Genomic DNA, 21,167 nt, shown 5'->3' with positions numbered 1-21,167 from the left:
GAGTGAATAATTTGTCCAATCGTAAATTTTTTACAATTTGTATTTTGATCTTATTACCTTATGATTCCTTATTCCTGATGAATCAATATTTTAACATGAATCTATTGTTCATTCCATATTTTTTGAATTTATTTGGTTTTATTGCTCTTACTTTTATTCCAGGTTTCCTTATACTAAGAGTTCTAAACATTAGAAATTTGGATAAAAGTATTAACTTGATTTTTTCCATCGCCTTAAGCATTTTCTTTATAATGACTCTTGGTTTTGTAGTTAATCTTCTATTACCACTAATTGGCAATAGCAAACCAATTTCTGCTTTACCTTTATTTTATTCTTATAACTTTAGTATATTACTTATGCTAACTTATTCTTATTATCAAAAAGAGAAAACACCCTACTCTGATTTTTTCAGTATCAATTTTTGTCCTTTGGTGCTTATTATCTTCCACCTTCCATTCATAAGCATTATTGGTTCAACCATAATGACTTTTTATGATATTAATACAATCAATATTATTCTTTTTGCACTAATATCCATCACGCCTTCAATTGTACTCTTCAAAAAAACAGGTGATGAGTTTTATCCGCTAATAATCTATTTAGTATCATTTTCAACATTATACAATCTTGCTCTCATATCAAACTACATTTGGGGTTATGACTCGTTTTTTTTATTTTTTGGTGCGAATAAGAGCATTTACGAAGGAATTTGGACGCTAAGCAATTCAACAGTACTACCTCTTTTATTATCTTCCATTTTACTTCCAATATATTCACTGCTTTGTGATCTTGAAATGGTATGGGTATTTAAACTAATGAATCCTTTTATTTATTCCTTTGTACCAGTCACACTATATAGCATATACAAAAAAATTAATTCACTTAGCATAAAATATGATTCATCAATTGCATTTTTATCTACTTTTGTCTTTATGTTCTATTATGGATTTTCTAAGGATCTACCAAATAAACAACATATAGCTGAGTTGTTTCTAGCTTTAATTTTACTTTTATCACTTCTACAAACAAACAGCAAACGTATTTTACTATTAATGCTATGCTTTTCATTAGTTAGTATTCATTATGGAATTTCTTATCTTTTTGTTGTTTCATTACTTATTGTACTGGCTCTACGATTTATTTTTATAGATGGCCGTTTTTCAACAACAAAAAGCACATATAGTTCAACTTTCATATTGTTTTTTATTGTGCTAAGCATATATTGGTACCTTTATACTGCAAATGGACATATATTTACAAACTTTGTAACTGTTCTGCATAACCTCTACCTTAGCTTTTCAAATTTGCTCCAAAGTGATTCAAGATCAGGCATTTCATACGCTCTTTATGCATCTAACAGTAATCTGTGGGCCATATACAAATTAATGCATATATTGTTACAATTTTTTATTGGGGTAGGAATAATAAAATTAGTCGTTTCTTTTATTCAAAGAAAAGTTAATTCTAAAGAAAAAGACTTCTTTATTATATCATTAGTGTTTTATATGTATCTACTAGTTCAAACACTAAAATCTGCAGGGATGGGATTTGATAGAATATTGCAAATCTCCCTTATTTTTTTATCACCTATTGCATATGTGGGTTTTGAAAAAATCATTTGGTTTTTTTATACTGTTGCAGATAGAATTACTAATTCTTATTCCTATGTACAACATTCACATATGCAAAAAATAAGGAGAAATTCTAAAACTGTATTTTCAATGTTTTTGATTTTCTTTTTCTTTTTTAACTCAGGGATTGTATTCGAAATTGCTGCTGATCATGTACCAGAATGTGCTATATCTTTGGAAAAAAATCCAAAGTGGAATGTCTTTTATGATAGCGAAATATCCAATATAAAGTGGCTTCAGGAACATGCCACAGAAAGCAAAATTGGTGTTAATAATGACTGGTTTACTACCATAAAATCTAGAGATGGCATCCTTTTGCGTGGAAGCTATGATCCAAGTGATATGTTGTTAATACATTCCAGGTTTACAAGCCCCAAAAATGCATATATTTTCTTAGGGTACACTTCAAAAGATAAGATGGTTCAAGATAATGAAGAAATAATTATTGAAAAAACGGACATATATAAGTACGTATTGTCTGACTCCGACAAAATATATGTAAATGGAAAATCAGTGGTTTATTATTCTACTGAATAAAATACAAGTATTATACAGTATTTTTTCTGAACACTTCTCAAAACAAGGTTTAACTTTACTACTGGTGTTGCGATGAAAAGTTTATTTAATAATACCCCTATAATTGAAACAGTCCAAGACCCATTAGTTAAAAACTCATTTTTCTTGATGATATCAACCTTAACATCTTCATTCTCAGGGTTTTTTTTCTGGATGATTGTTGCAAGGTATTATCCTGTACAGGATGTTGGTCTAGCGGCAGCAATCATTTCACCAATCGTTCTTATAAGCATCCTATCAATGATGGGGTTCGACATTTCATTAATAAAATATATATCTGAAGTTGAGGAAAAAAAGGATTTGATTAATACTTGTTTTTCTGTGATTCTCATTGTTTCCTTGATATTAACCCTCATATTTGTTGCTGGAATTGAATTATGGAGTCCGTCTCTTTCAATAATCAAAGAAAATAGAAATATAGTACTTTTGTTCTTTGTTTTTTCTCTAGTTCTTCCACTTCAGTTGTTACAAAGCCAAGGTATTTTTGTTGGTTTCAGAATGACAATATTCTCATTCTATCAGGCAATTATTACTCTATTCAGGGTATTACTTCCTCCAATGTTGGTGGTTTATGGCAGTATAGGAATACTTGTTCCTTATGGACTAACTCCAGTATTATCCTTTTTTGCCGGTACTTATTATGTTAAAAAAATATTTCCTTATTCTTTTGAATTAAAAATTAACAAAAATATTTTAATTAAAATATTCTCTTTTTCGAGTGGAAATTATTTATCCAGAATACTTGAAACCCTCCCTACCTTTATTTTACCTATACTGGTTCTCAATAAATTGGGTGCTGAAGCAAATGCTTATTTTTATATTGCATGGCAGATCTCTATGCTAATTATAATATTCTCAAAATCAATATCAAACTCTTTATTTGCTGAGTTGATGTTAACTAAAGAAGATATTTCTGAACTTGTGAAAAAGTCAATCAAAATTATGTCTACTTTACTTGTTTGCTTTATAGGAGGTACTTTTTTATTTGGAAAATACGTCCTTTTATTTTTTGGAAGTGATTATGTGGTAAATTCATTTTCACTACTATGTTTACTGGTTTTTGCCAGTATTCCTTTCTCTTTTAACACAATATATGTGGGAATTATGAGAAGCAGAGGTGACTATTTGATTGCAATCTCTGTTTATGGTTTAACTGCTTTATTGACATTGGTTGGAAGCTTTATCCTAATGAATAATTATGGTTTACTAGGAGTTGCATATTCTTGGAATATTGCTAATATTGCTTCATCGATAATGATCATTTTTATGATGTTTTACGCAAGAATAAAATATATTAAGTCAAAGTAATTTTGGAGTTTTTATCGTGAATGGGTGTGAATCTATTGTTCAAGTAGTAAGTTCAGATTTATGTACAGGTTGTGGGACATGTGTATCCATTTGTCCCCAAGAAGCAATCCAGATGGAAATTGATAAGAAAAAAGGAATTTATATTCCGAAAGTAAATTCTGTTTCATGTAATAATTGTAACTTATGTCTGAATTCCTGCCCAGGGCATAGTGTTGACTTTAAAAATCTGAATTACTCTATATTTGAGAAAAAACCTGAAAACACTTTAATTGGGAATTATCAGCAATTTTATACTGGTTACTCAAAAAACCATGATATACGGCACGATTCCTCATCAGGAGGAGTAATTACTCAGTTGTTAATTTTTGCTTTAGAAAAAGGCATGATTAATGGAGCTCTGGTAACTAAAATGGATAAAGATAATCCTTTAGAGCCTTTTCCTTTTATTGCACGTACAAAGGAGGAAATTGTTAAATCCATGGGTTCTAAATACTGTCCTGTTCCGTTAAACATCGGGCTAAAAGAAATTCTGTCTGCACCAGAAGGGGAAAAATTTGTGGTTGTAGGGCTTCCATGCCATATTCATGGGCTCAAGAAGGCAGCCCAGATTAACAGAAAACTTGCTGATAAGATTCTTTTTACTATTGGAATAATATGTTCCAAATGCCCAAATTTTCTGGCCACTGAATATTTGCTATATAAGTTGAAAATACCCAGATCTGAAGTTACAGGAATTTCATACAGGGGTAATGGATATCCGGGAAGTCTTGAGATATCTCTTGCCGACGGAACAAACAAATTCTATGATTTTTGGGACTACTATGATACATGTTTTGGTCAGTTCTTCGCTCCAACAAGATGTAGACTTTGCATTGATTTTACAAGTGAGTTCTCTGATATTTCATGTGGCGATGTCTTTTATGATAGTGAATTTGAAAAAGACAGTCTTGGTTCTTCTGTGATAATATCAAGAAACTCTTTTAGTGAAGGATTTTTAAAGAATGCAGAATCATATGTAGGTATCAGTCCTGCTTCTGTTTCAAGATTTGTATCTGGTTGTACGCGAAATATTACTTTTAAGAAAAGTGATTTAATACAAAAATCAAAGACTTTAAATTGTGTCATTCCAGATTACAACAGTTATCCATTACTAAAATCAACATTTTATACTAACATGTTTTTATATGTGTATAAAGTAGGCAATTATTTGTCATGCAATAAAAAATACTGGTTCATTTTAAAATCATATGGGAGCGTCATTGGACTCATCAACCTTGCATTTGAAAAAATCAACAAAAAATGAAAGGAGGTATATATTTTAGAAAATAGTGACTGGTTATGCACTATTTTCCAGTTTACAATCCCTTACAGACAAAATTCAGTAATTATACTAACAATCCAGCTGCAAGTTTTCCATTTTCTTCTGCCATTAATTTTATGTTAGGAAGTTTTTCACTTATTGATGAGCTGATATTGTCTCTATTTTCCCAGACTTCATCAATTGTTAAAATTAGTTTTTTTTCATTGATGCTCTGTAATACATATTTTTCCTGTCCGAGCATTTTCATTATGCCAAAAAATTTATGACTATAGGCCAGTCCAATTGTTGGAATACTTTGTGAAGTAGCTCCTACGTTGGCATGCATTTTTTCACCAATAAAAATATCACAGAGACCTATTATACCCTTTACTTCACTGCTGGAATAATCTTCCTGAACAGGGACAACTCTGCTTTTGCTCTTTTCACTTAGTTGTCTATATATTAGGTTTATGGCAGTACGGTCATCGCCAAAGAGTTCGTATTGCTGAGAGATAATATGAGGAACTAGGATAATATTTGCATCATATTTATCGATTAGATGCTCGATAACGGTATTGACCCATGTAAAATCAAGATTCTTTGCTACAAATTTTGAAAAAAAAGATGAATTCTTAATTGTATTTTGAATAAACAAGCCTAATCTGTCAGGTACTATGTACTGGAAAGATGAATACGCAAGCATCATCAGCTTTTTCAGTGAAGACCCTTTATCATTTGCAGTCTTCATCATGCTTATGGCAAAACCGAATGTAGGTTTGGTTTTATCAAAATGTTTATTCTTATCTTCTGTTTCTATTAGTTTAAATGCTTCTTCTCTTTTTATAGGTTCTAAAAGGAAGGCCTGATCAGCTGTTTGACGAACTTTGTTTTCATCAATGCCAAGTTCAATTACGTTTTCATAGGATAACTCTTCTCTTGCACTTATTAGGCTTACTCTGCTGAGGGTGAATTTTGCTATGAATCTATTGAAAGGTTTTTTGAAGGGTCCCAACGATTGAGCATATATGATCGTTGGTCTTTTTAGATATACTGGAATTAGTATTTCTTTTGAGGTTTCAATTATTGATCTGATTCCATAATCATCACTATATGCATCTAAACTGAGATCTACAACAAGATCTGCTTCCTTAAAATGCCTTATATATTTTGAATTGATTAGAAAGTTAAAATTCAATCCGAGTCGATAAAAAAAATTCCAGGTCACACATTTTAAAAGATTAAAATCCATTATTAAGCTATTAACTAACGAATAATATTTTGTTTCAAAAACAGGATTTTCAATCACTTTTACCTTTTTATAAACTGAATTTTCTTTGGATATCTGTATAAAAGTCGAAATATCCGCATCTGGAATATACTTTTTTAGTGTTTCAATCGTTGTTGATACAACTGCAAATGAACCCTTGTTATATTCGCAAGTTCTAGTGTTTCTACAAGCTGATTTTATAATTAATATTTTATGAACCATGATTCCATACCACCTATATGCTCCGTTAATATTGATGCTAGGTAAAAGTAGTTTTTGTTATTACTTCCTTCCATACTCATCATCAAATCTTACAATATCATCTTCATCAACATATTCTCCAAGCTGCACTTCTATTATCTCCAGAGGTATTTTACTTGGATTAGACAACCTGTGCTTCTCACCTGCTCTTATGAAAGTACTCTCTCCAGGTCTAACAAAGAATTTTTTGTCATTTACCTGAACACAGGCCATGCCTTTAACAACTACCCAATGCTCACTTCTGTGGTAGTGCATCTGAAGGCTTAGTTTTCTTTCGGGAAGTACAGTTATATTCTTAATGATATGATTATCTCTGTTATCAAGAACGGTATATGATCCCCAGGGTCGGTAAACAGTTTGTCCAAGTTTAACTCTTTCATCATCCCGTGCTTTGAGTTCGTTGACAACATCTTTGACCTTCTGGCTGCTATCTCTTGGGCAGACAAGTATTGCATCAGGAGTATCCACGACTATCATATCATTTATGTCAATCAGGGAAACAATCTTTCCGGATTTTGAGCGTACCAGATTCCTTTCGGAATTAATACACACAGAGTCACTATCGTTAATTGAATTACAATTTCCTTTTTTATCAAATTCTTCATATATAGCAGCAAAGTTACCGAGGTCACTCCACTTTTGAGTTAGTTTGACGACAGCTACTTTGTCAGAATGCTCCATAATTCCATAGTCTACTGATATGCTTTGAACATTTTTGAAAACAATATCAATATCTTCTATGTCTGAAAATAATTTGTATACGTCTGGAGCATACTTCTTGAGTTCTTCAAAAAATATCTCTGTGTTGAATAAGAACATTCCACTATTCCAGAGACAGCCATCTTCAATATATTTAATAGCAGTTTCTTTATCTGGTTTTTCCCTGAAATCGGATACTTTATATCCTATGCCAAGGGATTCGGCAGGTTTTATGTATCCATATCCGGTATGTGGACTTGTAGGCATTATGGCAAAAGTAACAAGATTATTCTTTGCCAGTTCTTCTGCAGAAGCAATAACATCCATTGCTGATGTATCCAAAATATGATCAGATGAGAAGATGCCTACATTTGCATCTCCGTATCGATCTTTTATTGTTTTCATTCCAAAGGATATGGCAGGAAGCGTGTTTTTTCCAACAGACTCAATCAGAAGATTCTCAGGTGGGAGCTCATATCCAAGTTCCTGTACCTGCCCACTCACAAAGAATCTCTGTTCCTTATTTGTGACTACAAATATCTCCTCAACATCAGATATTTCCAGGCAACGAAGAAATGTATCCTGAAAGAGAGATTTGTCAGTAAGCTTCAAAAACTGTTTTGGGTTTTTTTCACGACTGAGTGGCCAGAGGCGTGTACCGTTTCCTCCTGCAAGGATCAATGATTTCATATTCTCCCCTTCATTATTTTAATATAATCTGTAATCAGAACATTAAGATTAGATATACTATTATATGCCATCATTTTTCCAAACACCCGGACGTTTTTCTCAGGCAAAAATGCCTGTATATTTGTATGCCGTCGGTAATAGTCCATTATACATATTTAAGTTTTGTGAATTTGGTATGTGAAAATTTATAATTATATATAGTAATGATTTGTATAATATCAGTTTATATGGGAATGACAGAATCTCCTTAGGACAGGTTCTTGGGCGAAGGTAAAAATGGGTGAATAATTCGTTATTTTGGGTTTTATAGGAACAGTTCCGATGCAGGCGGCGTATTCCATAACTTCAAAAAAAGAATAGGAGCAAGTAGTCCATTATTATTAAATCAAAATGACCTTATTTTTTCATTATAGCAGATTTCTCCTGCTCTATTCCTGATCAACATCTATTATTCTTGTGATTCTCCTACGGTATAATCAGAATAAGAATGCGCCTGTCACACTCCTGGATGAAATCGGTTTCCAACTCTCCGGTCTTAGTGTTATCCTGACACGTCAAACGTTGTATGGTACAAGTAGTATTCCAAAAAACTCTTATTAAACATCAAATTATCTGCTCTGTAGAAAGCCTTCTTAAAATACTCTGCATCTCCAAAACAAATACTTCCCATACACAAATAATGGGTAATTATTTCTATTCATAAACATATCTATCATTTAGAAAAGAAGGAATGATGACATGAGAGAATTCACAGTGGTCATTGAACAGGACGAAGATGGGATATATGTGGCTTCTGTACCAGAGCTTAATGGATGCCATACACAGGCAGAAACATTGGATGAACTTAACCAGCGTATCAAAGAGGCCATCGAGCTTTATCTTGAAGTTACATCTGATAAAGAACAGGCCGATCATCTTGATCTTGTAGGCATACAGAAGATTCGGGTTGATGCATGAGCAAAATACTACCGAGTTCTGCAAAGAAAGTCATAAAAGCATTGGAATCATTGGGTTTTACTCAGATACGTCAGAAAGGCAGTCATCTTTTCATGCAGCATCCTGATGGGAGAACAACAATTGTTCCTATCCATTCAGGAAAAGACCTGGGAAAAGGTATCTTAAGAAAGATCATAAATGATGCTAAAATAACAAGGGATGAGTGGATCGATCTGATAAACAGTCTCGTTGTATTCTGAGTGCTTTAATATAATCAATTCTTTTCTATGAAGTAAACAATAGTTAGGTTTGACTTGGACAAAGTATCCGCCGCAGGCGGCACATTACCTTACTTCACATAAAAAATACATTCATAAATAAAACTGTATGGCTCATTTTAAATCAAAAGTCTCTTCTAAAATCATCTATCTTTTCTATAGAGTCTATTATATGTGCAATAAAGATTTCAGGATCCTTCATAATATCTTCACTTCTTCTTTAAGGACTCTTTCTTTTATAAGTGGGGTTATGGAGTCATAAGTAATGACCTCGACCTTTCTTAGGGCCACTTTCTCAAGTTCCATTTCTAATCTGGCAAGATCGAAGAGACCTTTTCTCTCCTTGAAATGAACAAGAATATCGATGTCACTATCCTCATCTGCCTCGTTCCTAGCAAACGAACCAAAGATTCCAGCCCTGTCAACGTCATTTTTTAACAGTATTGGGATAATAGTGTCTCTATACTCATTGATCTGATTAACAGTCATATTATCACAATTCATACAATATTGGTGATTATTCTTATTAAGCTTCGTGTAAGATACGTTAAACTTCAGCTCTGTTTTTGTGGGCTGTGTACAACTGTATACAATATAGTAGTTGCTTCAAAATTTATTCATATCTGATATGCATCATCATGGTGTGAAAAATGGACAATTGTAACAGTTCTCTCTTCTATATCTACAGCAAATATAAGGACAAAACTTGTCATAATGTGCACTCTGTAGTATCCTGCAAGCTCATTGCGTAATTGTTTATATCTTGTAGGATTCTCAAGGATCTCAGTTATTTTCTTCGAAAGAACGTTTTGTAAATGTGAATTCTTTCTGGTCAATCGTTTGATCTCTTTTTGGCAGACTGATGTGATTTGAAGAGAATATACCACAACTATCACCGGAATATATCGGATATATCTTTAACCGGGATGCCTGGTTCTTTAGCAATCTTTTTGATTTTATCAATGAATTCTTCTTTCAGGGGTAGCTCATCAACAGGATGCCAGTCGTTCATCTCACAAAAAACAGCATCATCTTCAGAAATCTCTTTATCCCTCATATACGTTTCAAATATCTTGCGTTTCCTAATTCCATCCTGTGCAATCTTAGACCATCTAACCCATGATAATTTATGGATTCTATCATATAGCTCATCATCCAGAGGAACTGTCATGGTTGTCATTAGTTTTCACGACCTCTCTCAAAACTTTCAATTTCTTCAATCACAAGCAATTTCTTCTCAATACTTTCTCTGGCTATCTGAACCCAGTTAATGTCAGGAAAATTATCTATTTCCTTTTTAAGTTCATCTGGAATGGATATAGTAAATCTTTTCATGACAACACCACATGCATAGAACTATGCATTTACACATATATCAACATGATGCTTTGTTAACAAATGGACTGAGCTTATCCATACATACTTAGTCACTTCAGTTTCTATGAATGGTCAATAGTTGGATTAAATTAGTTGGAATCATCCCCCGCAGGCGGTGCATCCCATACCTTCTGATTAAAACAGACACAAAGAACTATCTCTGAATAATTACTCATCCAATCAAAAAACAATAAAAAAAGAGTATGCATGCCTCCATTGGCACACATCAGTAAAATTACTTTTCAATAACCTTCTTATACATCCTTGCCTGGAAGCCATGGTACTTTGCAAAGCCCTCGGCATCCTTCTGGTCAATGGTTGCACTGTCAAAGGATACAAGATCTTCTGAGTAAAGTGCGTATGGGGATGTACGTGCAAGAATAATGACACTGCCCTTGTGCAGTTTTACGGTCACAGTACCTGTAACACGCTGCTGTGTCTTATCAATGAAAGCATTGAGGTCTGCATAAAGTGGTTCGTCAACAAGACCGTAGTAGGCAAGTTCTGACCACTGCTCGTCCACATTTTTCTTGAACTTCAGCTCTGCTCTTGTGAGCACAAGCTTCTCAAGATCCTTGTGGGCTGTAAGCAGTACTGTGGCTGCAGGGTGCTCGTAGTTCTCACGTGCTTTAAGTCCGAGAACACGATCCTCGATCATATCTGTCCTGCCAACACCGTGTGAACCTGCTATCTCGTTGAGCTTGATGATAAGGTCAACACCATTCATCTCCTCACCGTCAAGTGACACAGGAACACCATTCTCAAAACCGATAACAAGTGTCTGGCCTTCAGGGGCTGCTTCAGGGGAAACGGTCCACTGGTAGATTTCCTCAGGTGGGATAAATCCAGGGTCTTCCAGTTTGCCACCTTCGATACTGCGGCTCCAGATGTTCTCGTCAACACTCCATGGTTTTGCAGTTGTAACACCTACTGGTATGCCGTGTTTCTTAGCATATTCAATTTCCCAGTCACGTGTGAGGTTCATGTCCCTCATTGGTGCAATGACATCCATGTCGGTAAGGCGGAATACTGCCTCAAAACGAAGCTGGTCGTTACCCTTTCCGGTACAACCGTGTGCAAGTGCAACAGCACCTTCCTGCTCTGCAATTTCAACGACCTTTTTGGCGATAAGTGGACGTGCAATGGATGTGCCCATAACGTATCCTTCATAGTCACCATTGGCTTTGATTAGAGGGAATATGTAATCGTTGACAAACTCCTCACGAACGTCAAGTGTGAAGTGCTTGTCACTGATCTTCTGTGCCTTCTCTGTAGCCTGTTTAACGTCTTCCTGAGGCTGTCCTACATCTACGGCAACTGTAATAACCTCATCGTAGCCGTATTCCTCTTTGATAAGCGGGATGCACACTGAAGTGTCAAGTCCGCCTGAATAAGCAAGTACTACTTTCTTTGTCATAATTATCTGACCTGTGTAATCCTTAAAAATATAAGAGACCTGGGAATCTAAAAACTCAGGCCATCTCCCTGTGATATTCATTTATTGATTTTACTTCGCCTTCACCCTGCTTCATGGAAACAATTGCGTTAGATGCTGCAATTGCTGCCTGGATTGTGGTGATGTAAGGCACCTTGAAGTCAACTGCTGCACGGCGAATCCTTGAACCATCCTCACGTGAGAGTTTGTCCTCCGGTGTGTTGATGACAAGGTCAACCTCGTATCTGCGCATCATGTCAATGACATTAGGGCTGCCGTCATGCACTTTCTTGACAATTCCCATTTCAATTCCATGTTCTGAAAGGAAATCAGCCGTACCTTTTGTACCAAGAAGCTCAATGCCTGCACTCACAAGTTTCTGTGCTACATCAAGAAGTTCGTCCCTGTCCTCATCCTTTACGGATACAAAGACCTTTCCTGTAAGTGGCAAAAGGTTATCTGCGCTGAGCTGTGCCTTGAAGAATGCTCTTCCGTAATCGGAGTCAACACCCATTACTTCTCCGGTACTCTTCATCTCCGGACCAAGAAGTGGGTCTGCTCCTGGGAGTTTGTCAAATGGCAGGAGAACTTCCTTTACTGAAACATGCTTGACCTTTGGTTCGTCACATGTTGAATATCCCTGCTCTTCAAGTGTCTCGCCCATTATCACACGAGCTGCGATCTTTGCCAGAGGCAGTCCAACAGCTTTGGATACGAATGGAATTGTCCTGCTTGAACGTGGGTTTGCTTCAAGGACGTATATCTTGTCCCCTCTCTTTGCCATTTGTATGTTAACAAGACCCTTAACATTGAGTGCAAGGGCTATCTTGCGGGTATAATCTCGTACGGTTTCAAGTACTTCTTCAGAAAGTGACTGTGGCGGGATAACACATGCGGAGTCACCTGAGTGAACACCTGCTTCCTCGATGTGTTCCATGATTGCTCCGATGAGCACATCCTTTCCGTCACATACTGCATCAACATCGATCTCAACTGCTCCCTCAAGGAAGTCATCAATTAGAATTGGGTGTTCCGGTGAAACCTTTACAGCCTCACGCATGTACCTCTCAAGGTCAGTCTGGTCGTAGACTATTTCCATTGCGCGTCCGCCAAGAACGTATGAAGGACGCACAAGTACAGGATAACCAATTCTTGTTGCAATCTCAATTGCCTGATCCTGTGAGGTTGCATAACCTGCATCCGGCTGGTTAATTCCCAGCTTGCTCATCCTCAGGTTGAATTTCTCACGGTCCTCTGCAACATCGATATCTTCGGGGGATGTACCAAGGATTACAGTCTTAAGGTCAGTGCGCCTCTTAAGTTCCCTTTCAAGTGGTAGTGCAAGGTTAACTGAAGTCTGTCCTCCGAACTGCACAAGCACTGCATCAGGATTCTCTTTCTCGATAACATTCATCACATCTTCAAGTGTAAGTGGCTCGAAGAAGAGTTTGTCTGATGTATCGTAGTCAGTGGATACAGTCTCAGGGTTGTTGTTAATAATATGAGCTTCGATTCCTGCTTCACGGATCGCAGCCACTGCATGTACAGTACAGTAGTCAAACTCAATTCCCTGTCCGATACGTATAGGACCGGAACCAAGGATAACTATCTTCTTGCGGTCAGATGGATCAGCTTCACACATCTGCTCGTAGCATGAGTAATAATAAGGTGTCTCTGCAGCAAACTCTGCTGCACAGGTATCTACCATCTTATATGTGGAAATAATTCCTGCAGCACGCCTCTGGTCATTGACTTCCTCACGGGTCTTGCCGGTGAGTTCTGCAATGCGTGCATCGGTAAGTCCGGTCTGCTTTGCTTCACGTAAAAGTTCATCGGACACTGCTCCGGAGAATCCTTCCTCCCGGATCATGTCTTCCATGTCAATGATATTCTTGAGCTTCTTAATGAAGAAAATATCAATGCCTGTCAGCTCTGAAACATCTTCTATGGAGAATCCATTGCAGAGTGCATGATACATTACAAAGAGACGCTCACTTGTAGGAGTTTTAAGCAGCATCTTAACTTCATTCTCAGACCACTCTTCTGTACCAAGGTCCATGTTGATATCAAGGGAACGTACAGCTTTCAGAAGTGATTCTTCAATTGTACGACCAATTGCCATTACTTCACCGGTACTCTTCATGGCGGTTGTCAGTGTCTTGTCAGCATTGACGAACTTGTCAAATGGCCACCTTGGGATCTTGGTGACAATATAGTCAATGGTAGGCTCAAATGATGCCGGTGTCTTCTTTGTGACATCGTTGAGGATCTCATCCAGTGCCATTCCGATAGCTATCTTTGCTGTAACCTTGGCAATCGGATAACCGGTTGCCTTGGAAGCAAGAGCTGATGAACGTGAAACACGTGGGTTTACTTCAACAATACGATAGTCGCCATCCTTTGCAGCAAACTGGATATTACATCCACCTTCGATGCCGAAGGTCCTGATTATTTTGATAGCTGCAGTCCTGAGCATCTGGTGCTCTTCATCATTGAGGGTCTGTGATGGTGTAACTACAATGGATTCACCTGTGTGAACACCCATTGGGTCCAGGTTTTCCATGTTACATATTACTATACATGTGTCATTTGCATCACGCATGACCTCGTACTCGAATTCCTTCCAGCCCAACACACTTTCTTCAATAAGTACCTGGCTGATACGGCTTCGGCGAAGACCCCTTTCGGTAATCTCAAGGAGTTCTTCCTTTGTGTGTGCAATTCCGCCACCAGCACCACCAAGAGTGTATGCCGGACGGATGATAAGTGGCAAACCGAGCTCATCAATAAGCTCTTCTGCTTCCTTGAGTGTTGAAATTGCCTTGCTGCGTGGAACTTTTTCACCAATGCTCTCCATGGTCTGCTTGAACAGCTCACGGTCTTCGGTGTTCTTGATAGCTTCAAGGTTAGTTCCAAGGAGTTTGACATTATATTTCTCAAGGATTCCTGCTTCAGCAAGTTCACTGGTAATGTTCAGACCTGTCTGACCTCCTATACCTGCAATGAGGCCGTCCGGTCTTTCCTTGGCAATTATCCTCTCCACAGCTTTCACTTCAAGAGGCTCGATGTAAACCGCATCTGCCATTTCAGGGTCGGTCATGATAGTTGCAGGGTTTGAGTTCACAAGTACAACTTCCAGTCCCTCTTCCTTAAGGGACTTGCATGCCTGGCTTCCTGAGAAGTCGAACTCTGCTGCCTGTCCGATCATAATAGGTCCTGAACCTATCAGGAGTATTTTTTTAATGTCGTCACGTTTTGGCATTATTTCTTGCCTCCTGCAAGTTTGAGAACCTTTTCAAAGAAGATCTTTTCAGAATCCATTGGACCCGGATGTGCATCAGGGTGATACTGCACACTGAACATGTCAAGGTATTTGTGTGCTATACCTTCCACTGTTTTATCATTGGTATTATACTGTGTAACTTCCACTTCAGCCTCTTCAAAGGAGTCACCGTCTACTGCAAAACCATGATTCTGGGAAGTGATGTGTACAATTCCGGTCTCAAGGTCCTTAACTGGCTGGTTTGCACCCCTGTGTCCGAACTTAAGTTTATATGTCTCTGCTCCAAGTGCAAGGGACATTATCTGGTGACCAAGACAAATTCCCACAATTGGAAGTTCACCTGTGAAGTGCTTAACTGCAGAAATTGCATCCTGTGCCTGCAATGGGTCTCCCGGACCGTTTGATATGAACAGGAGGTCAGGGTCATAGGATTCTATGGTTGAAATGGATGAGTTTCCTGGTACTACAGTTACATCCATACCCCTTGCCAGCAGACTCCTTTCAATACTGAGCTTACGACCACAGTCCACAAGCACAACATTGAGTGGGTTGTTAGGGTCTCTGCATGGGCTTTCAAGTTTGAAAGGTTCAGGACAGGTTACCTGTGAAATAAAATCAATATCAGAAATGCTCTTTTGTGCACGGGCAAGTCTTACTGCCTCCTCACCGTCATCACTACCGTTGATGAGGGCTGCACGCATAGTTCCATGTTCACGTGTTTTAATAGTAAGCATACGTGTGTCCACGCCTGCGATACCGGGCTTGCCTTCGTCCTCCATAAGCTCATAAATGGTCTTCTTTCCTAAGTGGTGAGATGGCTTGGGACATGCCTCCCTGACCACAAGACCTTCAGCCTTAACAGCATCGGATTCCATACAGTTGCCGCTGACACCGTAATTACCGATGAGAGGATAAGTAAACATAAGAATCTGGCCTTTATATGAAGGATCTGTGAGAGCCTCCTCATAGCCAGTATATTGGGTTGTGAAAACAAGTTCGCCGGAAACGATACCTTCAGCACCAAAGCCGGTGCCTTTTATAATTGTCCCATCTTCTAATCCTAGTACTGCATTCATCTTTAGAACCTGCAAATACATGTAAAGAATAGGCTATAAGCGTTGCGATGGCCTCTCTATTTTTTGTAGAGAGTGAAGGCTTGTTGTTAAAGATTATGAGATCTTACGCAGGAACGTTCCTACTATAAGGACCACAAAGAGGAATGAACCCAAAAGAACTATACCTATGAACTCTCTGGGCTTGTTTGCTGCATAGTCACGCAGTTTGATGACATATTCATTATTGATGACTTTTTCACTGGCAACAGGAGTATCTTCAATTTCTTCAAGCTCAACACTGCCGTTCTCAACAGTCATTACCCATATGTTAAATTCGCCGTCCTTGTTAGAAGCGTAGGCGATTTTAGTTCCGTCAGGACTCCATGCAGGTGCTCTTTCATCTGTAAGGTCACTGGTGAGTTTAATATGTGAACTGCCATCGGCACTTAGTATCCATATGTCATAATCTCCACCGACATTAGACGCATAGACAATAGAGTTTCCATCCGGGCTGTAGGATGGTTCTATATTATTATATGCATCACTGGTAAGTTGCACAGGCCTGAAAGCATTAATGCCAATGGTAAAAATATCTCCCATTGCAGAATAAACAATAGTATTCCCGTCCGGGCTCCATGCAGGAGAATTTTCATCTCCTTGTGCATCAGTAAGTCTTTCCTTATCTGTACCGCCTGATGACATTATCCATATGTCATAGTTTCCGGAAACCCTTGAGGAATATACCACCAGATTCCCATCCGGGCTTAAAGCAGGATTTCTGGAATCAGCCGTTTCGGTAAGTTTCACACCATCACTGCCGTCAATGTTCATTGCGTGAATACTGATGTAGCGTGCGGAAAATGCCTTTTTACTCTCTGCTGCAAAATAGATCTTTGAACCGTCTTCATTAAAGACAGGTTCTCCTTCCCATGCCATGCCGTCATAGAGTTTTTTCTGTCCGGAACCATCACTGTTCATGATCCATATTGCCTGATTAGCAGCATAGACAATTTTACTACCGTCCGGACTCCATGAGGGGTGGTTGGCATTTGTTGTATTTGTAAGTTTTACATCACTCTCAATTACAGGAGCTGCTGATGCATATGAAATGAACAATATTATGAATGATACTAAAAAAGTGAGCAGGAAAATGTTTCTGCATTTTTTGCCTGTAATTTTCCTGCTTATTAAATCCCTTGACTGAATAGTAAAAAGTGGCCACATCAAAAATATATTATGCACCAAGATATTCATTAATCTTTTGTTTTAATATTTCGCTGATAGTCTTGCCGTCTACCTTTCCTCTGACCTCGGTCATGACAACTCCCATAAGAGGTCCGACTGCTGCCATGCCTTTTTCCTTCACGAAATCCTGACGTTCCCTGATTACAGCCTCAACCATGCTTTCAACATCTGACAGGTCAATACTTCCAAGTCCCATCTTCTCTGCTGCATCTTTTGCGCAGAGTCCCGGTTCGCATGCAAGTGCACGGAGCAATGTGTCAATTGCTTCCTTTGCAGCACCGCCTTCTGCTATCAGGGTACAGACATCAATGAAGTGCTTATCTTCAAGATTGTCTATCTCAACTCCGTCACGTTTCAGTTCCGGCAGTGTTCCGGTAAGGGTTCTCACAACAAGTGTTGCGTTGACATTCTCATTGTCTCCAAGGATCTCCATTATCTCTTCAAAGAGTGGCAGGTATGTAGAATATGCAATCTTCTCTGCAAGTTCCCTGTGGAGTCCAAACTCTGATTCAAAACGCTTTGCACGCTCTGTGAGAAGTTCCGGCATTTCAATGGATTCAAAGTACTCCTTTGTGATATTCACCTGTGGAACATCGGTTTCAGGATACATCCTTGCTGCTCCCGGAAGTGGTCTGAGGTAAGAGTTATTTCCATCTGGAAGTGCTCTGCGGGTTTCCTCCGGAACGCCTTCAAGAGCTTCCTTTGCACGGATTATCACACTTTCCATGGCACCTCTTGCACGTACTTCACGGTCAGCGACCATTACAACAGCATCGTTCTCTTCAGCACCAAGTTCTGCACGCATTGCCTGGACTTCCTCTTCGGAAACACCATAGGCAGGAAGTTCATCAGTGTGGAAGATTCCTCCGACACCTGATGTCTTTGCACGGTCTGAGAATTCGGTACCAAGACGTCTTCCGGGCTGAACTTCCCTGCCGACAAATCCGTCAAAACCACGGAGAAGTACAGCATAGACTTTGCCTTTCTTGATTGTCTTCTTGATGACCTTGGATTTTGTTTCCTTGAAAATATCTGTTACATCGAAAATAGTGTCACATACGGATGCATTGCGCTCAAGCAATTCATCCCTCATTTCAATAAGATTGACCTGACGTTCTACTTCACGCTCTACAATGGTCTCTATCATATCGAGTGCCTGAACACCTTTTAGTTCTACACGTGCACCCTTTGCGATTGAAATGTTAACGTCCTGACGTATGGTTCCAAGTCCACGCTTTACCTTTCCGGTGGAACGAAGCAGCATACCTATTTGCTGTGCGGTTTCCTTTGCATGCTGTGGTGAGATAATATCCGGGTCAGTTCCGATCTCAACAAGTGGGATACCAAGACGGTCAAGAGAGTATATTATAGAATCTCCCTGGTCTTCGATCTTCTGGCAAGCCTCCTCTTCAAGACAGAGCACACCGACACCAACAGGGCCTACTGAAGTATCAAGGTAACCATCCTTTGCAAGGAAAGCTGTCCTCTGGAAACCGGATGTGTTGGATCCATCAACTACTATCTTACGCATCATGTGAACCTGGTCAACAGGAACCATGTTCAGCAGTTTAGTGATACTCAGAGCAATTCCCAGAGCTTCCTTATTTACTTCTGTTGGAGGTTCATCATCATTCTCGACAAGACAGGTCGTGTCGTATGCCTTATAGATATACTTACGTCTGAGCTTGGACTGTTCAAGGGCAGCCCTGTCAGTTTCTCCCATTTCACTGGCTGTTGGGCGGAGATAGCGGAAGAACTCATGGTTTGATTCTTCTATATTTCTAATCTGTGTCGGGCAATTGCAGAACAACTTACATTTTGAGTCAAGTTGCTGGTGAATTTCAAGCCCGCATTTCAGGCCAAGTTCTCTGTAATCGAATTTATCGCTCATAAGTAATCTCACCAAGTTAGTTTCGCATACGTCGGTTTACACATCAAACAGCCTCAGGATGTATAAAGTTATTGTTGGAAATCCTTCTTAAATCCGGCAGATACGTTTTTCTCACGTGCCGCAAGTTTTACAAAGTTCACGCCGAGAATCGCGATATTATCTATTTTTCAATTGAAATAAATTTGAGTATATTGTTGTTAATGAATGATTATGAAAAATAATGAAAACGATATGCGAAGCGTTTATATGTTACAATTCTATTGAAAGGGTTGTTAAAATAAATTATTAATCGTGATAAACTACAAAGGTCTTAATATGTCATCCAATATAGAACGCTGCTACCAATGTGGTCAATGTACATCTGTCTGTCCGATGGGAGAACAGGAACAAACTTACAGGATTCGCAGGTTCCTTCAGATGGAAAAGCTTGGTCTTGAAACTGAAGAGAGCATGATGGTTCCATTCATATTTTACTGTACCACCTGTTACAAATGCCAGGATAACTGCCCGCAGGGTGTGAACCTTGTGGACGCAGTTCTGGCTATCAGGGAAAAAGCCGTTCATAAAGGAAAGATGCTTGAAGCTCATAAGAAAGTAGGTCAGATGCTCATAAACTACGGCCATGCTGTACCAACCAATACAGATGCTATGGAGAAGAGAGCACTTCTCGGTCTTGAGGAAAGATCACCTACAGTTCAGGCTTCAATAGAAGGACTCAGCGAAATCAAGACTCTCCTTAGACTTACAGGATTTGACAAGCTAGTTGCAGAATCTGAAGTTGAGAAACTTCCTGAGAGTGCAGCAATGATGCACCAGACATGCTTCACACAGCAGCAGGCAGTTGAGGAGAAAGCATGAGCAACCTGTCCCTTTTCCTCGGCTGTGTGGCACCGAACCGCTATCCAGGTATCGAGGCTGCCACAAAGAAGACCTTTTCAAAACTTGGAATAGAGCTTGATGACCTTGAAGGCGCATCATGTTGTCCTGCTCCAGGAGTTTTCAGGTCATTCGATAAAACCACCTGGCTGACACTTGCTTCCAGAAACATAGCTCTCTCTGAGGAAATGGACGACGACCTGCTTACAATATGTAACGGATGCTACAGCACACTGAAAGAAGCTGAAACAGAACTGAAAAAAGATTCCGGACTAAAAAAAGAAGTCAATGAAAAGCTCTTTGAAACCGGCCATGAGTTCAGGGGCCAGCACGATGTACGCCATGTTATTGAGTATCTCTATCAGAACATTGGTGTTGATGGTATCAGGGAAATGATTTCCAATCCGCTGGACCTCAGGGTCGCAGTTCACTACGGATGTCATCTTGTACAACCTCTCAAGGAAGCAGAGTCCGAGCTTGTCACAGATGACATCACATTCTTTGATGAACTCGTGGAAGCTACAGGTGCTAAGAGTGTTGATTATGAGGATAAGATGATGTGCTGCGGAGCCGGTGGAGGAGCAAGGGCTGCTGTTCAGGATGCAACCCTCAGGATAACCGAGAAAAAGCTCCAGAGTATGACCGAAGCAAAGGTGGATTGTATTGTCAATGCATGTCCCTTCTGCCACCTTCAGTTCGATACAGGACAGCAGGACATCAATAAAGACTCCTGCACAAATTACGAGATTCCAGTTCTGCATTACACCCAACTTCTGGGACTTGCAATGGGTTTCTCACCCGAGGAACTCGGAATTAACCTTAACAGCACAGACACTACTGTGTTCGTTCAAAGGATGAAGGAAGGCTTTGTCACTGCCTGAATTCATCCTTGATCTTCTTTACGATGATAAAAACGGAAAAACGAAACTAAAAACGACTTCAAAAACGGCATTAAAAACGAAATACGGAAAAACGGAAAAACGTACTTTTTATTTTTATTTTTAATCGGCGCTAGTCTACGCCACGAAAAATGGGTGATGAAATTTGGCTCAGAGTGAA

Annotated in this window: 18 protein-coding genes; 7 read left to right on the top strand and 11 right to left on the bottom strand. The window is 38.8% G+C overall.

What is annotated here, in order from left to right; genetic code table 11:
• Nucleotides 1-197 precede the first annotated feature (197 nt).
• The 3 genes from V7O61_RS09430 to V7O61_RS09420 all read left to right on the top strand — a co-directional run bounded on the left by V7O61_RS09430 (nt 198) and on the right by V7O61_RS09420 (nt 4,818).
• Nucleotides 198-2,168 carry a DUF2206 domain-containing protein gene (locus tag V7O61_RS09430; RefSeq protein ID WP_407282009.1) on the top strand — a complete coding sequence of 657 codons (1,971 nt, stop codon included), beginning with the start codon at nt 198-200 and terminating at the stop codon, nt 2,166-2,168.
• A 72-nt stretch (nt 2,169-2,240) separates the two neighbouring features.
• On the top strand, nt 2,241-3,515 hold the full coding sequence (locus tag V7O61_RS09425) for an oligosaccharide flippase family protein (RefSeq protein WP_407282011.1): 1,275 nt from the start codon (nt 2,241-2,243) through the stop codon (nt 3,513-3,515).
• 16 nt (nt 3,516-3,531) lie between these two features.
• Nucleotides 3,532-4,818 (top strand): Coenzyme F420 hydrogenase/dehydrogenase, beta subunit C-terminal domain, encoded by a 1,287-nt coding sequence (locus V7O61_RS09420; protein WP_407282013.1) that lies wholly within the window; start codon nt 3,532-3,534, stop codon nt 4,816-4,818.
• Between the two features lie 82 nt (nt 4,819-4,900).
• Here V7O61_RS09420 and V7O61_RS09415 read toward each other — a convergent pair whose 3' ends face one another.
• Both V7O61_RS09415 and V7O61_RS09410 read right to left on the bottom strand, forming a co-directional pair.
• Nucleotides 4,901-6,304: a polysaccharide pyruvyl transferase family protein gene (locus tag V7O61_RS09415; RefSeq protein WP_407282015.1), complete on the bottom strand. Its 1,404-nt coding sequence runs from the start codon at nt 6,302-6,304 to the stop codon at nt 4,901-4,903.
• 60 nt (nt 6,305-6,364) lie between these two features.
• Entirely contained in the window at nt 6,365-7,732 is a 1,368-nt protein-coding gene (locus V7O61_RS09410; protein WP_407282017.1) for a mannose-1-phosphate guanylyltransferase/mannose-6-phosphate isomerase, read from the bottom strand.
• A gap of 738 nt (nt 7,733-8,470) precedes the next feature.
• On the opposite strand from V7O61_RS09410, the gene V7O61_RS09405 reads away from it, so the two are divergent.
• Together V7O61_RS09405 and V7O61_RS09400 are read left to right on the top strand one after the other, a co-directional pair.
• Entirely contained in the window at nt 8,471-8,689 is a 219-nt protein-coding gene (locus V7O61_RS09405) for a type II toxin-antitoxin system HicB family antitoxin (RefSeq protein ID WP_023843938.1), read from the top strand.
• Nucleotides 8,686-8,928 carry a type II toxin-antitoxin system HicA family toxin gene (locus V7O61_RS09400; protein WP_407282018.1) on the top strand — a complete coding sequence of 81 codons (243 nt, stop codon included), beginning with the start codon at nt 8,686-8,688 and terminating at the stop codon, nt 8,926-8,928. Before V7O61_RS09405 ends, V7O61_RS09400 begins: the two co-directional genes overlap by 4 nt.
• 216 nt (nt 8,929-9,144) lie before the next feature.
• On the opposite strand, the gene V7O61_RS09395 is transcribed toward V7O61_RS09400, so the two are convergent.
• The 9 genes from V7O61_RS09395 to gatE form a co-directional block, all read right to left on the bottom strand.
• Complete coding sequence (locus tag V7O61_RS09395; RefSeq protein WP_288070879.1) at nt 9,145-9,435, bottom strand: nucleotidyltransferase family protein; 291 nt, start codon at nt 9,433-9,435, stop codon at nt 9,145-9,147.
• A 128-nt stretch (nt 9,436-9,563) separates the two neighbouring features.
• A complete protein-coding gene (locus V7O61_RS09390) occupies nt 9,564-9,782 on the bottom strand; it encodes a type II toxin-antitoxin system RelE/ParE family toxin (RefSeq protein ID WP_245596051.1) in 219 nt (72 codons plus the stop codon).
• Nucleotides 9,783-9,838: 56 nt separating this feature from the next.
• A complete protein-coding gene (locus tag V7O61_RS09385) occupies nt 9,839-10,126 on the bottom strand; it encodes a hypothetical protein (RefSeq protein ID WP_288070882.1) in 288 nt (95 codons plus the stop codon).
• Complete coding sequence (locus tag V7O61_RS09380) at nt 10,126-10,281, bottom strand: hypothetical protein (protein ID WP_023843934.1); 156 nt, start codon at nt 10,279-10,281, stop codon at nt 10,126-10,128. The genes V7O61_RS09385 and V7O61_RS09380 overlap by 1 nt, the downstream gene beginning before the upstream one ends.
• 277 nt (nt 10,282-10,558) lie before the next feature.
• Nucleotides 10,559-11,740, bottom strand: coding sequence for an argininosuccinate synthase (locus V7O61_RS09375; RefSeq protein ID WP_407282019.1), 1,182 nt, complete (start codon nt 11,738-11,740; stop codon nt 10,559-10,561).
• A 55-nt stretch (nt 11,741-11,795) separates the two neighbouring features.
• Nucleotides 11,796-15,020 (bottom strand): carbamoyl-phosphate synthase large subunit, encoded by a 3,225-nt coding sequence (gene carB / locus V7O61_RS09370; protein WP_023843932.1) that lies wholly within the window; start codon nt 15,018-15,020, stop codon nt 11,796-11,798.
• Nucleotides 15,020-16,117, bottom strand: a complete 1,098-nt coding sequence (carA, locus tag V7O61_RS09365; protein WP_407282021.1) for a glutamine-hydrolyzing carbamoyl-phosphate synthase small subunit — start codon at nt 16,115-16,117, stop codon at nt 15,020-15,022. Before carA ends, carB begins: the two co-directional genes overlap by 1 nt.
• A gap of 93 nt (nt 16,118-16,210) precedes the next feature.
• On the bottom strand, nt 16,211-17,323 hold the full coding sequence (locus V7O61_RS09360; RefSeq protein WP_407282023.1) for a TolB family protein: 1,113 nt from the start codon (nt 17,321-17,323) through the stop codon (nt 16,211-16,213).
• Between the two features lie 7 nt (nt 17,324-17,330).
• Nucleotides 17,331-19,232, bottom strand: a complete 1,902-nt coding sequence (gene gatE, locus V7O61_RS09355; protein WP_407282024.1) for a Glu-tRNA(Gln) amidotransferase subunit GatE — start codon at nt 19,230-19,232, stop codon at nt 17,331-17,333.
• 315 nt (nt 19,233-19,547) lie between these two features.
• On the opposite strand from gatE, the gene V7O61_RS09350 reads away from it, so the two are divergent.
• Together V7O61_RS09350 and hdrB are read left to right on the top strand one after the other, a co-directional pair.
• Nucleotides 19,548-20,090, top strand: a complete 543-nt coding sequence (locus V7O61_RS09350) for a 4Fe-4S dicluster domain-containing protein (protein ID WP_407282025.1) — start codon at nt 19,548-19,550, stop codon at nt 20,088-20,090.
• The gene (gene hdrB / locus V7O61_RS09345; protein ID WP_023843927.1) at nt 20,087-20,989 is read left to right on the top strand and encodes a CoB--CoM heterodisulfide reductase subunit B; all 903 of its coding nucleotides are present in this window, start codon (nt 20,087-20,089) and stop codon (nt 20,987-20,989) included. Before V7O61_RS09350 ends, hdrB begins: the two co-directional genes overlap by 4 nt.
• The last annotated feature ends 178 nt before the right edge of the window (nt 20,990-21,167 follow it).

This window comes from Methanolobus sp. WCC1, from assembly GCF_045690315.1.
Lineage (GTDB): Archaea > Halobacteriota > Methanosarcinia > Methanosarcinales > Methanosarcinaceae > Methanolobus > Methanolobus tindarius.
Note: the sequence above shows the minus strand (reverse complement) of the source record. Positions and strands in the feature narration are given on the sequence as shown.